This is a genomic window from Collinsella sp. AM15-2 (assembly GCF_003471985.1).
GTDB lineage: Bacteria > Actinomycetota > Coriobacteriia > Coriobacteriales > Coriobacteriaceae > Collinsella.
In genome coordinates this window covers 15,094-30,567 of the sequence record NZ_QRKO01000017.1, presented here as the reverse complement: position 1 = coordinate 30,567, position 15,474 = coordinate 15,094, and the positions used below count along the sequence as shown (strand labels likewise).

Below are 15,474 nucleotides of genomic sequence, written 5' to 3'. Positions count from 1 at the left end.
GGGCGCGGGTGTGCGCCACGACCGCCCTAGTACGTCGCCTTGTAACGGTTGACCTTCTCGCGATAATCGCGCGTGTCGACCTCGCGCAGCTTGGTCATGGCATCGCGCTCGTCATCGGATAGGTTCGTGGGGACCTGCACCTTGATCTCGACGAGCAGCGCGCCCGTACGGCCACGGTGCTTAACGTCGGGCGCCCCCATTTCCTTAAAGCGGAACTTCTTGCCCGTCTGGGTACCCGCGGGCACCTTCAGACGAACCGTCGCACCGCCGGGCGTCGGCACGTCCACCGTGCAGCCGAGCGCCGCCTCGTAGACCGAGACCGGTACCTCCATGGTCACGTCGGCACCTTTACGCTTAAACAGCGGATGCTCCTCCACATGCGTGGTCACGACCAGGTCGCCGCGCTCGCCACCCGCAACGCCATACTCGCCGCGACGCTTGTAGCGCAGCTTGCCGCCGTCGACCGCGCCCGCGGGCACCGAGACCGTGATGGTCTGCTGCTCGCCTGTCGAGGGAATGCGATAGGTGACCTTGTGCGTCACACCGCGGAACGCGTCCTCGGCAGTTACGTCGACAGTCAGCGACAGGTCACCGCCCTTGCGCGCGCGGTTGCGGCCCGCGCCCGCACCGGCAGCGCCCGCGGCCCCGGCAAAGCCCGAGCCCCAATCGCTGCCCCAGGCGCCGTTGCCGCTAAAGATGCTGTCGAAGATGTCGCCCCAGCCGCTGGCGCCCGCGCCGGCACCGTAGCCGCCGCCATACGCGCCGCCTGCGCCCGGCATGCCGCCAAACATGAGCATCTGGTCGTACTCTTTGCGCTTCTTCTCGTCCGAAAGCGTCTCGTAGGCCTCGCTGATCTCCTTGAACTTGGCCTCGTCGCCGCCGGCATCGGGGTGATATTTTTGCGCGAGCTTGCGAAACGCGCTCTTGATCTCTTTGTCGGAGGCGCTCTTGGATACGCCCAGGATGTCATAGAAGGTTTTGCCTGCAGCCATCGTAGCTCCTCTCCTGTTTCATCCGCCGCCCAGCGGGCGGCGGCTCATGCTTTCATATGGCACTAGGCCAGAAAGGGCCCCGGGTGTTGCCCCGGGGCCCTTCTCAATTACTCCTCGGTGCTCTCGGCCGTATCGGCCGCAGCATCCTCGGGCGCCGCTTCGGGCTCCGGTGCGGGGCGCTTCTCGCCACCGTAGGTCACCGTCACCATCGCGGAACGCAGGATGCGATCCGCCATGCGGTAGCCCTTCTGGTACACGTCGTTGACGGTCTCGTCGTACTGCGATGCGTCCTCGACGCGACCCACAGCCTGGTGCTCGAGCGGATCGAACGCCTCGCCCTTGGGGTCGATGGGCTCAACGCCCTCGTGCGCAAACACATCAAGCAGCTTGGCATGCACCGCATCGACGCCATCGACGAACTGCTTAAAGTCGTCGGAAAGCTCTTGGCTGCGGGCATGGTCAATCGCGCGCTCGATATCGTCAATCACCGGCAACAGCGCGGTGACAAGCTTCTCGGTCGCGCGCTCGCGCTCGGCGATACGCTCATTGGCGGTGCGGCGACGGAAGTTCTCCCAGTCGGCCTGCAGACGGGCGGTACGCTCGGTGGCGTCCTTTGCCTTGTCCTCGGCGGCCTTCTGAGCCTCTGCCGCAGCATCGAGCTCATTGCGCACGTCGGCAAGCTCTTTCTGAGCCTGCTCGAACTTGAGCTTAAAGTCGTTGTCGGCGGCTTCCTCACCGGCGCGGATAGCGGCTTCCACCATCTCGTCCTCGGTCATCGTCGCCTCCTTGTTGGAATCCTCTACCTGGTTCTCGGCAGCCTCGGCGGCCGGGGCCTCGTTGGCCTCGGTATCGTCAACGGCCTCTACGGGAATCTTCACGTCCTTCTCCTCAGAGTCAACGGGGGCGGCGCCAGCGGCGGCCGCCTCCGTGCGAGCTTTACGGGCGGACATGATTATTTGTCCTCGTCGTCCACAACCTCGTAGTCGGCGTCGACAACGTCATCGTCGGCAGGCTGGGCGCCAGCGGCACCGTCGGTCTGCTGCTGAGCGTCGGCGTAGACAACCTGAGCCAGCTCGTAGGCTACGGCCTGCAGGGATTCGCCAGCGGCCTTGATGGCCTCGACGTCAGAACCCTCGAGCGCCTTCTTGGCGTCGGCGATAGCGGCCTCGGCCTTGGACTTCACATCGGCGGAAACCTTGTCGCCCAGCTCGTTGAGGGTCTGCTCGGTGGAGTAGCACAGGCTGTCGGTCTGGTTGCGGACCTCGACCTCTTCCTTCTGCTTCTTGTCCTCCTCGGCATGAGCCTCGGCGTCCTTGACCATGCGATCGACTTCGTCGTCGGAAAGCGCGGTGGAGCCGGAAATGGTGATCTGCTGCTCCTTGCCGGTGCCCTTGTCCTTAGCAGAGACCTTGACGATGCCGTTGGCGTCGATGTCGAAGGTGACCTCGATCTGCGGCACACCGCGGCGGGCAGCCGGGATACCGGTCAGCTGGAACTTACCGAGCGACTTGTTATCGCGGGCAAGCTCGCGCTCGCCCTGGAGCACGTTGATCTCGACGCTGGTCTGGTTGTCGGCAGCGGTGGAGTAGACCTCGGTCTTGGAGGTCGGGATCGTGGTGTTGCGGTCGATCATCTTGGTCATGATGCCGCCCATGGTCTCGACGCCCAGCGACAGCGGGGTAACGTCGAGCAGCAGGATGCCCTCGACGTCGCCGGTGAGCACGCCGCCCTGGACGGCAGCGCCGTCGGCAACGACCTCGTCGGGGTTCACGGACATGTTGGGCTGCTTGCCGGTCATGGTCTTGACCAGATCCTGGACGGCGGGCATACGGGTGGAGCCGCCGACGAGGATGACCTCGGTCAGATCGGAGAGCTTAAGCTTGGCGTCGCGCAGGGCGTTGGTGACAGGCTGCTTGCAGCGCTCGAGCAGGTCGCGGGTGATCTTCTCGAACTCGGCGCGGGTCAGCGTGTAGTTGAGGTGCAGCGGGCCGGACTGGTTCATGGTAATGAACGGCAGGTTGATGGTGGTCTGCTGGGCGGCGGAGAGCTCCTTCTTGGCGTTCTCGGCGGCCTCCTTCAGACGCTGCAGGGCCATGGGGTCCTGACGCAGGTCGACACCGTTCTCCTGCTGGAACTTATCGGCCATCCAATCGATGACGCGCTGATCCCAGTCGTCGCCGCCCAGGTGGTTGTCGCCCGAGGTGGACAGAACCTCAAACACGCCGTCGGCGAGGTCGAGGATGGAGACGTCGAAGGTGCCGCCGCCCAGGTCGAAGACCAGGATGCGCTGGTCGGTGCCCTGCTTGTCCAGGCCATAGGCAAGAGCAGCAGCAGTCGGCTCGTTGACGATACGCTTGACGTTGAGGCCGGCGATCTTACCGGCGTCCTTGGTGGCCTGACGCTGGGCGTCGTTGAAGTAGGCCGGGACGGTGATGACGGCGTCGGTGACGGTCTCGCCCAGATACTTCTCAGCGTCGGCCTTCATCTTTGCGAGCGTCATGGCGCTCACCTGCTCGGCGGTGTAATCCTTGCCCTCGATGTCGACGACGGCACGGCCGCCCTGGCCCTCCTTGACCTCATACGGCACGGTCTTGATCTCGGAGGTGCACTCGGAGTACTTGCGGCCCATGAAGCGCTTGATGGAGAACACGGTGTTCTTGGGGTTGGTGACAGCCTGGTTCTTAGCGGCCTTACCCACAACGCGGTCGCCGTCGGCACGGAAGCCCACGACGGACGGGGTGGTGCGGTCGCCCTCGGCGTTCACGATAATGGTCGGAGAACCGCCCTCGAGAACGGCCATGGCGGAGTTAGTAGTACCAAGGTCGATACCAAGAATCTTACTCATTAGAAATTCCCTCTCTCTTTTGCGTTCGCGTCGCCTCGACGGTCTGTCGCGCGGCGCTTCGGCTTGTCTTTCAGGATGTAGTGTATCCCCTTATGGGCTGGAATATACAAAATCTAAGTCAATTCATATAAGATTTCTTATCTCTGAGAGTTTAGGTTCTCAAATGTGCAGGTAGATGCACTGTTTGAGTTCTCGGCAGATCTATTGAGATCTATGTAGAGTTGACTGAGGTGTGAGCCTGAAGCCGTACAGGGGGCCTTGGAGCGACCCCGGGGGAAGCGCGACCCAGTCTGAGCGTAAATTCCGGGACGCAGTTTCCGCCGGGCGGTCCAACCGGAAACCGTGTCCCGTTTTGGACGTGGATTACGGGATGCGGTTTCCGCAAACACGCTCAATCGCCCTATATTTCAAGTCACCTGTAGCTAACATTTGCGCAGCTCAACGGCCTCACCTGCATGTTTTTTAGTAAGCCGTGGCATACTCGGCGAACGGTATGAAGATGCCGGTCAGAGGGTATTGCAAACGGTCGCTCCCGTGGTATGTTTTTGCCCGAATCAAACCGACGCGCATCGCCTGTAGCGTCGGTCAACAGAGAGGAAACTACCATGGCTCATCCCGTAATTGATGCCGACGAGTGCATCGCTTGTGGCGTTTGCGTCGACTCCTGCCCCGCTGGCGTTCTGGAGCTCCAGGACGTCGCCACCGTCGCTGACGAGGACTCCTGCGTCGCCTGTGGCGCTTGCCAGGACGCTTGCCCCGCTGGCGCGATCACCGAGATCGTCGAGGAGTAACAACTCCCGCACTTGCACACTCAAAAGTACACCGTGCACAAAAAAAGGAGGCCTCCGCATCGCCGCGGAGGCCTCCTTTTTTGTGCGGATAACCAATTAGGCACCATCGCAGGTTGAGCTCACGTCAGCGAAAACGCCCCTAAGCGAGCAAGGTGACGTGAAAGAGGAGGGAAGCGTACTTCGGTACGCGACCGACGATTGAACGTCAGATTGCCGCTTAGGGACGTTTGCAGCATCGGCTACGACAGATCGTCCTCGTAGGGCATCAGGTCTGCCAAATAGCCTTTCTCCTTGAGTATGGCCTCGATCTCGTCGAGGGTTTGCTCATCCTCTGCCGCAATGCGGTGGAAGTGATAGCCGCTCGTCACCGTTAGTAGTGGAAAGCTCTTGCCGCTCTCGATATCGTGCAGGTAGCGCTCAACATCGCGACGATTGCGAATGTCCAGGTCGGCCGTGATCTTACCGTACACGCGGTGATTGACGATCACGTTGAGCACGGCGCCGCCGGCGTCGACGATACTCGTGAGCTCATCGCCTGCCTGCTCCACGCTGTGGCGAACCTTGACCAAGCGCGTGGGCACGGCGGGGCTGCTGGGGGCCTCCTGCAGCACGTAGCCGCGGTTGGTTGCCACGACATCGTGCCCATCGGCGCGCAACAGGGCAATATCCTGAACCACGACCTGGCGGCTCACGCCAACCTCGCGGGCAAGTGCGCTGCCCGAAACGGGCTCCCTGGCTCCCTCGAGCACGCCCATGATGGCACGACGGCGCTCGCGGGCGTTCATTATTTACCGTCCAGCAGACGCAGGTGCTTAAGCGAGAGGTCGAGGATCGGGGCGGAGTGTGTCAGCGCGCCCGAGCTAATAAAGTCGACGCCCAGATCGGCCAGGGCGCGAATATTGCTGGCGTCCACATTGCCCGAACACTCAGTCTTGGCGCGACCGGCGATAAGCTCAATAGCGGCGGCCATGTCGTCGTGGGTCATGTTGTCGAACATGATGATGTCGGCGCCGGCTTCCACGGCCTCGCGCACCATGTCCAGGTTCTCGCACTCGATCTCGACCGTCGTGGTAAACGATGCATGGGCGCGCGCCATCTCAATCGCGCGCGCCACGCCACCGGCGGCGTCGATGTGGTTGTCCTTGAGCATGACGGCCGTCGACAGGTTGTAGCGATGGTTGCTGCCGCCGCCGATCTCAACCGCCGCCTTCTCGAAAACGCGCATGCCCGGCGTGGTCTTGCGTGTGTCGACAAGCACGGTCTTGGTACCCTCGAGCGCCGCTGCCATTCTGTGCGTATAGGTAGCGATACCGCTCATGCGCTGCAGGTAGTTGAGCGCCACGCGCTCGCCCGAAAGCAGCACGCGCGCATCGCCGCGCACCTGGCCCACGTGGTCGCCGGCGTGCACCTCGTCACCGTCGGCAACATCAAACAGCACCGAGCTCTGCGAATCCAGCAGCTCAAAGGTGCGGGCGAACACATCCAAGCCCGCGATGATGCCATCGGCCTTGGCGATGAGCTCCACCGTGGCGGGGCGCGCCGTGGGGCACACGCTCGCCGTGCTCACGTCCTCAAACGTAATGTCCTCGCGTAGAGCCTGCAGAATCAGATCATCGACGACGAGCTTCATGGTAATGGGATTCATGGTCTACTCCTCCACGGCCTGCGTGCCGGCGGCACGGGCCAAATCATCGATTGCCAGGGAGTCGGCGCTCAGGGCGCGATGACGCCCGTCAAGCGCGGGCTCGCCCGCCCGCTCCACGGCGAGCGACTCGCCGGTGCGCATGCACCAGGCGGCACGGCGGCCCCAAACCAGGGACTCGAGCAGGCTGTTGGAAGCCAGGCGATTCTTGCCGTGCACGCCGTTGCAGGCCGTCTCGCCCGCGGCGTAGAGCTCGGGCATCGAGGTGCGGCCGTCCTTGTCGACCCACACGCCGCCCATAAAGTAGTGCTGCGTGGGCGTAACGGGGATGGGCTCGTCCAAGATGTCGCGGCCGTCCTCAAGGCAGCGCGCGCGAATGTTGGCAAAGTGCCCAGTCACCACGTCGCGCTCGACGGGGGCAAAGCTCAGCCACTCGTGCTCGGTACCGTCCTGCTTCATCTGCTCGCGGATGGCGGCGGCGACCACATCGCGCGGCTGAAGCTCGTCGGTAAAGCGCTCGCCGGCGGCGTTGAGCAAAATCGCGCCCTCGCCGCGGCAGCTCTCGCTGATCAGGAAGGTGCGGCCCGGCTGCGGCGAGAACAGGCCCGTGGGGTGAATCTGCACGTAGTCCAGATGCTCCATCTTAATGCCATGCTCCTGAGCAATGTAGCAGGCATCGCCCGTGAGCTGCGGGTAGTTGGTCGAATGGTCGTATACGCCGCCGATACCGCCCGTCGCCCACAGCGTGTGGCGGGCATGGATCTTAAACGGCTCGCCGGCATGCATGCCCTCGGCGGCATTTGCCAGCTCGTCGGCGGGACGAACCGAGTTGTCCTCGTCGACGGGAACGGCGGCGACGCCGCTGCACACCGTAGCGCCATCATGCTCGGCCGTCAGGATGTCGGTCATGGCCACGTGCTCCAGAATCTGCACGTTGTCCAGCTTGCGAACGGCCTGGAGCAGCCTGGTCGTGATCTCCTTGCCCGTAATATCGGCATGGAAGGCAATGCGCGGGCGGCTGTGCGCGCCCTCGCGGGTAAAGTCGAGGCTGCCGTCGACCTTGCGCTCAAAGTCCACGCCCATGGCCAGTAGGTCGTTGATGACCGAGCGGCTCGAGCGGATCATGATGTCGACGCTCTCGCGGCGGTTCTCGTAGTGACCGGCGTGCATGGTGTCCTCAAAGAAGGCATCGTAGTCCGAGCCTTCGGGCAGCACGCAGATGCCACCCTGCGCGAGCATCGAATCGCACTCGTCGACAGCGCCCTTGGAGAGCATAATCACGCGCGTGCTCGTCGGCAGGTTGAGAGCTGCGTACAGGCCCGCCACGCCGCAGCCGGCAATGACGACGTCGCACTCCATATCGGGGTATTGCTTGGTTTCCACAGGAATCCTCTCCCTTGAATGTGACATAAGGAACCGTCCCTCATGCCACATTGTTCTAGCGCGCTGCGTACTCGAGCATACGGTCGAGCGTGAGCTTGGCCTGGTCGGCGGCCTCGTCCGACACGCCGATCTGCACCTCGCCCTCGCCCGTCTCCAGGCAGCGCACGAGCTTTTCGAGCGTGATGAGATCCATGTTGACGCAGGTGGGCTGCACCGCGGGGAAGTAGAACTTCTTGCCGGTGCCCTGGCAGCGGCGCTCGAGCTCGTAGAGCACGCCACGGACCGTCACGATAATGAACTCGCTCGCGTCGGACTCCTCGGCATACTTGATGATGCCGGCGGTGGAGCCAATGTAGTCGGCCTCGGCAAGGACGTCGGCCTTGCACTCGGGGTGCGCCAAAACGAGTGCGTCGGGATGGGCCTCCTGCGCGTCGACGATCTGCTCGACGGTGATGATGTGGTGGCGCGGGCAGTAGCCGTTGTTGAGGATGACGTGCTTTTGCGGCACCTGCTCGGCTACGAACCGGCCCAGGTTTTGATCGGGGATAAACAGGATGTGCTGCTGTGGCAGCTCGGATACGATCTTGACGGCGTTGGAGCTGGTGACACACACGTCGCTCCAGCTCTTGATCTCGACCGTCGAGTTGACGTAGCAGACCACGGCAAGGTCGTCGCCGTACTCGGCGCGCGCCGCGTCGACCGTCTCGCGCTTGACCATGTGAGCCATGGGGCAGTCCGCGCCCGGCTCGGGCAGCAGCACGGTCTTGGTGGGGTTGAGCAGCTTGGCGCTCTCGCCCATAAACTCCACGCCGCACAGCACGATGGTCTGCTGCGGCAGGCTCTTGGCAAGCTTTGCCAGGTAGAAGCTGTCGCCGACGTAATCGGCCACAGCCTGAACCTCGGGCGCCACATAGTAGTGCGCCAAGATCACCGCGTCGCGCTGGGTTTTTAATTGCTGAATGGCCTCGACGAGCTCTGCGGGTACCAGCGCCGCGCGCTCCGTTGCCGTCGTTGCCGATGCCAGGCCGGCCGCGATATCGCGTGCAAGCTCCGACGCATCCATGTTCGCGCTCTGTGCCATCAAGGCCCCTCTCTTTTGGCGAATCTTGGGGCTTTAGTATGACACCTAGGTTTACAGCTGACAAGACAGCTGTAAACCTAGGTGTAAAGTTGAAATAAAGATTCGACCATGCGGCAAGTCCATATTCGAACTGGCAAGCTGAGGACAGCCGAAAATGGACCCGCCCCATGATTCGGGCAGCCCGTTTTGTCCTGGACCAAGGGGCAGTGGTCAAAAAGGGCCAAATATGAGTACTGTCACCAAATTAGTAGCATCGATTTTCCGGTCCAGAGCAGCAAAATCGCCTTGTTTGGAGCCCGATCGCGACTCTGAAGAACGAAAATCGATGCACTTTTGGCCTCTGGCACCGATTTTTGAGGCCATTTGGCTGCCACCAAACTGGTAACAGTACTCATATTTGGCCCTTTTTGACCACCGGGTTTCCGGCAGGCCCCAAAAGCGGGCCCGAATCGCTCGATCCGGGCCCGCTGGGGGTAGCGAGCACAATCGAGGTGTAAGAAGCAAGAGAGGGCCATCGCCTAGAATCGTCAGCGCCTAGATATTCAACGAGAGGAAAGACAATGGTCCGCAGCGACATGCTACCCCAGCCGGACCGGGGGCTCGGCCTCGACCGGCCCCAGACCGAGGCATTTCACCGACGAGTTCAAGAGGAAGATAGTCGATCTCCACAACGCCGGAAAGCCCAGGCGCGAGGCCATGGACGAGTGCGACCTCGACAAGAGCACCGTGGAGAGGCGGGTCAAGTCGATAAACGAGACCGGCTCGCCGCGCGCCGCCGACAACCGCACGCCCGAGTAGAACCGGATCCTGGAGCCCGAGCGCGAGAACCGCAGGCTCCGGATGGAGGTCAACGTCTTAAGACGAGCGGCGCCAGCATACGCTCGGAAGTCAGGGCCATGGCGGCCAACGGGGGGCCGCTGCCCCATATCGGCGCAGCGCTGGCATCGAGGCCTTCTGACCTGTGTCAAGATTTCGGACACGCATGCTCGAGAAATCAAGCGGCCATAGGCATGGCCTCGAGCTTGGGCTCGGTTCTCTCGAAGAAGGCCGCCATGGCCTCGGCCGGCACCTTGTAGCCGATCGTCGAGCGGGGCCTTCGGCGGTTGTAGTACGCCTCGATGAACTCGACCACCGCGTGCTTGGCGGAATCCCTGGTCGGGAAGCTGCGCCTGTAGTACATCTCGTTCTTCAGCGTGGCGAGGAACGACTCGGCCACCGCGTTGTCGTGGCAGTTGCCGGCGCGGCTGCAGGACAGCCGCACGTCGTTGTCGCGCGCCCATTCGGCCAGAAGCCTGCTGGTGTACTGGGCGCCGCGGTCGGCGTGGAATATCGCGTTGCCGGCCACGTAGCCGCGCGATTTGGCCGACGCCAGCGCCGAAACCACGATGTCGGCGGTCATGCGCTCGGAGAGCGACCAGCCCACCACCATGCGGGTGTTGAGGTCGATGACCGTCGACAGGTACAGCCATCCCTCGCCGGTGCGCAGGTAGGTGATGTCGCCCACGAGCTTGCAGGTTGGAACGGGACTGGTGAAGTCGCGGCGCACCAGGTCGGGCCGGGGCCTGGCCTTCGGGTCGGGGATGGTGGTGCGCTTCCTGGCGTTGGGCGTGCAGCCGCGTATTCCCAGCTCGCGCATCAGCTTGCGCACCCTGTACAGGGTCAATCCGGAGAACTCGCCGGGCAGGAAGCATTTCACGAACCGGAAGCCGAACCTGCGGTCCGACTCCAGCCACACGCGCCGGACCGCCTCGCGCTCGGCCGACCAGTCTTCTCGCGGGCAGCCGTTGGAGAGCCACGAGTAGAAGCCCGATCGGCTCACGCCGAGCACGCGGGCCATCATTTTCACCGGGAATTCGGCCTTCTCCGCCAACATCATCCGGTAGCATGCGGCTACGCCTGGCTTTTGGCGAAGAAGGCCGCGGCTTTTTTCAAGAAGGCGTTCTCCATCTCGAGCTCGCGTATGCGCCTTTTCGCCTCGCGAAGCTCGCGGTCCTCGGCCTTGGGGTCGGGCCCGCCGGCAAGCTCGCGCCGGCGGCTCTGCACCCACTTGTTCACGGTCTTGGAATTCAGGCCCAGTTCTGCGCAGCATTCCGTTATCGGCCTGCCCGTCGAGATGATGTAGTCGGCGGTCTCGCGCCTGAACTCGTCGGTGTACTTGGCGGCTGGGTTGGACATAGCATACCGTCCTCTCGGTCGTCGATGAATGCATTCTAAAGGATTGGGCCTCTAGCATGCGTGTCCGAAAAGACGATACAGGTCAGACAACCCAATCAGACGTCGTCTCGAGCACGTCCTCTGCACGGTCGAGCGTGCTTCTGGCCTTGGCACCCTGTTTGAACCACGAGCGCAGGTCCTCGAGCGTGCTGCCCGCTGCGTACACCTTGATTTTTCGACCGCCCTTCGTAGTCACCGTGCAGCGGTCGCCGCTCTCGCTGTCCTCGTGCGCCGTGACCTTCTTGAGGTAATCGCGGCGGAACGCCACGACGCGGGCATTGCTGATCTCGATGAACCAATCGTCGTCGACAAGCGAAGTGCCCGTGGCACCTCGACTTGCCATCTCCTCGGCGAAGGAGAAACCGAGTTCGCGCTCCTGCCTGCCGATCTCGTAGATACCACGGGCGGGCATGCTGAGCATAAGCAGGGGCAGGAGTCCCCCTATGAACAGGAAGAGGAACGGAACGAGCAAGAGCAAGCGGGCTCCGGCATCGGTGAAAACAGCCATGAAGGCGATCACGAGCGAGAAGACGAGCGCCATGCCGTTGAAAACAATCGTCAACGGCTTGACGGCAGACCAACACAGGCCCGCCTTGGTCATGGGACCGTCGACGGCGTCCGAGACTTCGATGCCCTCTTCCTCCAGACGGGCGAGGAGGTTGAGCGAGCACACCCCCTCGAGGCTTATCGAGCAGAACTTTCGATCGCCCTCGAACAGGTCGATCCTCATCATCTGCGTGTGAAGCGTTGCATGGGTGATGTTGCCGAACGTCGTCTCCTTGCGGATGCCGAAGGCGTTACGCGAGAGAATTCGTTCACCGTCCACGTCGATGCGCGGGATGCTCAGCAGGGCCCAGATGGCCATGCCCGCAAGTGCCATGGCGTGGCCGAACCACACAAGCTCGTGGCCCCACTCGCCCAGCGAAACGCCCTGCCAGACGTAAACACCCAACATGAGCAGCTCGAACGCGACCGCGCAGCAGGCGATGATCGTACGGATGGCAGCGGGCATGCGCACCGTGAAGCGATCGAGGCTGTCCGTCGCCTCACTGCGCTCACGCGCGCCGCGACGGGCGACCCATGCAGTGAGCGGACCGACGATGAACACCACCATCGCCACGCGCAGGAACGATTCGAGTATGTCGCCCATATTAACCACCATCCCAATAGAAAACGTGAATTTGGGAGACTATAGCAGAGCGAAGCGATCTGCACGGCATCGTCCGGGTGTTTTCGGCATACGGTGGAAGCTGGTGGGGGTCGGCGCCGTAACCGGATGCGCATTCGGCCTCGCCAATGCCGTCGGCGGCGAGCTTTTCGCCCGACAGGCCTATCCACTCGTCGTGCATCTGCCGCTTGTCGTCTACCTGTGCGTACGCTATCGCCTGAGTCCGCTGCTCGCCATCCTGGGCGTTACCAGTGCCTACCTGAGCTGCCAGTTTAGCAACTGGATGGGCATCGCCGCATTCGCTGCCACCGATTCGCAAATCGCATATTACGCGGCGCGCATCATCACGACGCTCGGCGTCTTTGCGATCTTGCTGCATTGGGCCAGAGACATCGGTCCGCGCCTGGCGGCCAAAAGCCCCACCGAGTTGGAGATTCTGCTCATCCTGCCGCTCGTCTACTACATCTTCGACTACGCCACCAACGTCTATACCACGCTCTTCCACTCGGGCTCGGTAGTAACCGTTGAGTTTTTGGCGTTCGCCCTCTGCGCGTTCTACCTTATGTTTCTTGCCGTCTACCTTCGCGAATACGAGGCAAAGGAAATCGCCGAGCGCGAGCGCTGGATGCTCGCGACCCGCGACAGCGCGGCCATCAAAGAGCTCGAAGCCTGGCGCCAGTCCGGACGCGAGCTCTCGGTTCTCCGTCACGACATGCGCCACTACCTGCGCGGTCTAGCGGCCCTGATCGAAGAGGGTCACACCGATGAGGCACTCGAGCGCATCGACGCGCTCTGCGAGACCAACGACCGCACCGCCGTGCGCCGCTACTGCGCCAACGAAACGGTCAACATTGCGCTCTCGTCGCTTTCCGCGGACATCAACGCGCACGGCATCACCGCCGACCTGCACGCCGCCGTGCCCGAAACCGTCCACGTGGGCGATGTCGATCTATTCAGTGTGGTATCGAACGCCCTGGACAATGCCATCGCCGCGGCGAGCGCCGCCCCCGAAGGCAAGCGGTTTGTCGACCTGGACCTTCGCTACGAAGACGGTCAGCTTCTATTGCTGGTTTCCAACACGTTTGGCCGTGCGCCGCACATGGTCGACGGCATGCCCGTGACTCAGCACACTGGGCACGGCTTTGGCACCAAGAGCATTATGCTTGCCGTCGAGCGCATGAACGGCAACTGCCAGTTCCGCATTAACGGCGACCGGTTTGAGCTGCGCGCCGTGATGTAGGGGCTGCCGCCAACCTCGCTACAGCGGTGCAGCCGCCGGGGTCAGCTGCTTAATGTAGGCCCACATGCGCTGCTTGGCGGCCTTGTCGGTGAGCGCCGCCTCAAAACCGTCGAGCGCCAGCACGCGGCGCCCCTGCACATGGGCGACCAGGCCGGGCTTGAGCATGGCGGTGTCAAAGTCATCAATTGCCACAAGCATATCGGCATAGGTCTCGCGCATGACATCGGCCGCACTGTTGTCCAGCAGCAGCACCGCCTCGGGGTCCAAGGTCTCCAGCGCCTCGCGGAACAGGTCGCACGTCAGGGCCTCGCCCGCCGCGACCGCTCCGTCGCCCGCGCCGGCGACGCTTGCCAGCACACAAAAATCCTCGGGGGCATATCCGATGGCACCGAGCGCCTTGCGCAACGCGGCGCCATCCGCGCCGGCGGCCAGCTCGCCGCCCGAGCACTCGGCTTCATCCAAATCGCCTTTGACCAGCACAATCGGCGAGCACGCGTTGCCCGCGATACGCACACCGCGATCTGCAAGCGACGCGAGCTCCTGCTCGGTCGCCTGAGCGATGGCTTCTTTTTTCTGGCTTTGTGACGTGGGCATGCGCTCTCCAATCGTTTGCGTGCCCACCATTATATAAAAGAGCCGCCCGCGAGTGGTTGCTTTGCGGGCCGCTGGGTATAAGCACGGTCGTACTGAGTTTTACGCGGCCGAGCCGCGTCGTATTATGGAGGTCACCATGGCTGACATTAAGCAGATTACCCCCGAGAACTTCGGCGCTGTCGTCAACGATAGCCTGCCCGTACTGGTTGATTTTTGGGCCCCGTGGTGCGGCCCCTGCCGCTCGCTCTCGCCCATCGTAGACGAGGTTGCCGACGAGCTGGCCGGCAAGTTGGCTGTGGCCAAGTGCAACGTCGACGACAACCAGGACCTGGCCATGAAGTTTGGCGTCATGAGCATCCCCACGCTGATCGTCTTTAAGAACGGCGAGGAGGTCGACCGCTCGGTTGGCGCCTTACCCAAGGCAAGACTTCAGGCACTGCTGGAGAAACATCTGTAATACGCTTGTTACTTGTCTGCCGTCCATGAGCGGTTTCGCACCGCTCACCGGAGTGCCAAACGCAAGGCATGCGACCACGGATAGTATGGTAGTTACAAACAGCCCCCAGTGAACGGGTGCGGGTCGCACAGGCTCGCACCCGTTTTCTTATGCAGCTGCGCGCAAAGCGGGCGTAGTAAAATCTGAACCACTGAACTGCCCCATACAAAAGGAGATTTCCCATGCATGATGTTGGAATGAACATGAGCCAGCTTGCCATGAGCGTCAAACAGGTCGACGACACCATCGAGCTCGCTCACGAATGGAGCCATCAGTTGCTGCATGCGACCGAGAATTTTGACATGGAGCGCATCGGCGCCAAGCTCGAGGCCGCCATGGCCGCGCTGCACGAGGCCCACGGCGCGCTCGAGGGCTACGAAGAGGCCATCGAGGCCGACCACAACTCCGTCGGCTCCGTGAAGCTGGTGTAACGTGGCCGAACACGAGCACGGCTGCGGATACGAGCACGAGCATCCGCACGGGGCGGACGGCGACGCGGGCTGCCACTGTAGTGGCTCCGGCTCCGAGCTGGTCCGTTTTTCGGTTACCGCACCGGATGACCTGCTGCGCCGTTTTGACGAACAGATCGCGCGCCGCGGCGACGTGGCCAACCGCTCCGAGGCCGTGCGCGACCTGATTCGCGCCTCGATCGCCAAGGAGCAGATGCGCACGCCCGATGAGCATGTTATCGGGTCGCTCACCATGATCTACGACCACCATACCGGCGACCTGACGCGCCGTCTGGACGAAGTGCAGCACGACTACACCGACGAGATCGTATCGACCATGCACGTGCATCTGGATCACCACAACTGCTTAGAGATTCTGGCGCTCAAGGGTCGCGGCGAGCGCGTCTACGAGCTGGCCGACCGTCTGCTGGGCCTGCGCGGCGTTAAGCACGGCGAGCTCACGTGCGCCGCCACCAAGCAGAGCCTGGGACTGTAGCGCACCTGCCAAAAAGGGACAGGTTTGTTGTGGCAGGTTTAGAAGTTTTACCGACCAAAATAAACCTGTCCCTTTTTGGTCGG

15 protein-coding genes and 1 pseudogene are annotated in these 15,474 nt (G+C 62.6%); 5 read left to right on the top strand and 11 right to left on the bottom strand.

Translation table 11 applies throughout. The annotated features are described in order from the left end of the window. Positions 1 to 26: 26 nt before the first annotated feature. From DW171_RS07770 to dnaK, 3 genes are all read right to left on the bottom strand, one after another. On the bottom strand, positions 27 to 992 hold the full coding sequence (locus tag DW171_RS07770) for a DnaJ C-terminal domain-containing protein (protein WP_118270892.1): 966 nt from the start codon (positions 990 to 992) through the stop codon (positions 27 to 29). Positions 993 to 1,099: 107 nt separating this feature from the next. After that, positions 1,100 to 1,942, bottom strand: a complete 843-nt coding sequence (locus DW171_RS07765; protein ID WP_118270891.1) for a nucleotide exchange factor GrpE — start codon at positions 1,940 to 1,942, stop codon at positions 1,100 to 1,102. 2 nt (positions 1,943 to 1,944) lie between these two features. Next, a complete protein-coding gene (gene dnaK, locus DW171_RS07760; RefSeq protein ID WP_118270890.1) occupies positions 1,945 to 3,837 on the bottom strand; it encodes a molecular chaperone DnaK in 1,893 nt (630 codons plus the stop codon). A 605-nt stretch (positions 3,838 to 4,442) separates the two neighbouring features. On the opposite strand from dnaK, the gene DW171_RS07755 reads away from it, so the two are divergent. Then, positions 4,443 to 4,628 carry a DUF362 domain-containing protein gene (locus DW171_RS07755; RefSeq protein WP_006235216.1) on the top strand — a complete coding sequence of 62 codons (186 nt, stop codon included), beginning with the start codon at positions 4,443 to 4,445 and terminating at the stop codon, positions 4,626 to 4,628. A gap of 239 nt (positions 4,629 to 4,867) precedes the next feature. Here DW171_RS07755 and DW171_RS07750 read toward each other — a convergent pair whose 3' ends face one another. The 7 genes and pseudogenes from DW171_RS07750 to DW171_RS07720 all read right to left on the bottom strand — a co-directional run bounded on the left by DW171_RS07750 (position 4,868) and on the right by DW171_RS07720 (position 12,098). Next, complete coding sequence (locus tag DW171_RS07750) at positions 4,868 to 5,413, bottom strand: transcription repressor NadR (RefSeq protein WP_117776390.1); 546 nt, start codon at positions 5,411 to 5,413, stop codon at positions 4,868 to 4,870. Then, positions 5,413 to 6,273: a carboxylating nicotinate-nucleotide diphosphorylase gene (gene nadC, locus DW171_RS07745; protein ID WP_055250817.1), complete on the bottom strand. Its 861-nt coding sequence runs from the start codon at positions 6,271 to 6,273 to the stop codon at positions 5,413 to 5,415. The genes DW171_RS07750 and nadC overlap by 1 nt, the downstream gene beginning before the upstream one ends. Before the next feature lie 3 nt (positions 6,274 to 6,276). Then, positions 6,277 to 7,680, bottom strand: a complete 1,404-nt coding sequence (locus tag DW171_RS07740) for an FAD-binding protein (protein WP_199586916.1) — start codon at positions 7,678 to 7,680, stop codon at positions 6,277 to 6,279. 28 nt (positions 7,681 to 7,708) lie between these two features. Beyond that, positions 7,709 to 8,734 carry a quinolinate synthase NadA gene (gene nadA, locus DW171_RS07735; protein ID WP_117876932.1) on the bottom strand — a complete coding sequence of 342 codons (1,026 nt, stop codon included), beginning with the start codon at positions 8,732 to 8,734 and terminating at the stop codon, positions 7,709 to 7,711. 994 nt (positions 8,735 to 9,728) lie between these two features. Further along, on the bottom strand, positions 9,729 to 10,781 hold the full coding sequence (locus DW171_RS07725) for an IS3 family transposase (protein WP_158551670.1): 1,053 nt from the start codon (positions 10,779 to 10,781) through the stop codon (positions 9,729 to 9,731). After that, a pseudogene (locus DW171_RS10335) lies at positions 10,682 to 10,909 on the bottom strand (transposase); the annotation flags it as partial. The pseudogene DW171_RS10335 and the gene DW171_RS07725, both read right to left, overlap by 100 nt. An 82-nt stretch (positions 10,910 to 10,991) precedes the next feature. Next, the gene (locus DW171_RS07720) at positions 10,992 to 12,098 is read right to left on the bottom strand and encodes a hypothetical protein (protein WP_233539138.1); all 1,107 of its coding nucleotides are present in this window, start codon (positions 12,096 to 12,098) and stop codon (positions 10,992 to 10,994) included. Between the two features lie 103 nt (positions 12,099 to 12,201). Here DW171_RS07720 and DW171_RS07715 point away from each other — a divergent pair, with 103 nt between their 5' ends. Next, positions 12,202 to 13,356 (top strand): sensor histidine kinase, encoded by a 1,155-nt coding sequence (locus tag DW171_RS07715; RefSeq protein ID WP_158551669.1) that lies wholly within the window; start codon positions 12,202 to 12,204, stop codon positions 13,354 to 13,356. Positions 13,357 to 13,374: 18 nt separating this feature from the next. Here the strand turns inward: DW171_RS07715 and DW171_RS07710 are convergent, their stop codons facing one another. Continuing rightward, positions 13,375 to 13,950: a hypothetical protein gene (locus DW171_RS07710; RefSeq protein WP_117564541.1), complete on the bottom strand. Its 576-nt coding sequence runs from the start codon at positions 13,948 to 13,950 to the stop codon at positions 13,375 to 13,377. A 136-nt stretch (positions 13,951 to 14,086) separates the two neighbouring features. Between DW171_RS07710 and trxA the strand changes: the two genes are divergently transcribed. The 3 genes from trxA (at position 14,087) to nikR (ending at position 15,391) form a co-directional block, all read left to right on the top strand. Then, a complete protein-coding gene (gene trxA / locus DW171_RS07705; protein WP_117629728.1) occupies positions 14,087 to 14,407 on the top strand; it encodes a thioredoxin in 321 nt (106 codons plus the stop codon). 221 nt (positions 14,408 to 14,628) lie between these two features. Further along, on the top strand, positions 14,629 to 14,877 hold the full coding sequence (locus DW171_RS07700) for a hypothetical protein (RefSeq protein ID WP_118270887.1): 249 nt from the start codon (positions 14,629 to 14,631) through the stop codon (positions 14,875 to 14,877). A gap of 1 nt (position 14,878) precedes the next feature. Further along, positions 14,879 to 15,391, top strand: a complete 513-nt coding sequence (nikR, locus tag DW171_RS07695) for a nickel-responsive transcriptional regulator NikR (RefSeq protein ID WP_118205863.1) — start codon at positions 14,879 to 14,881, stop codon at positions 15,389 to 15,391. The last annotated feature ends 83 nt before the right edge of the window (positions 15,392 to 15,474 follow it).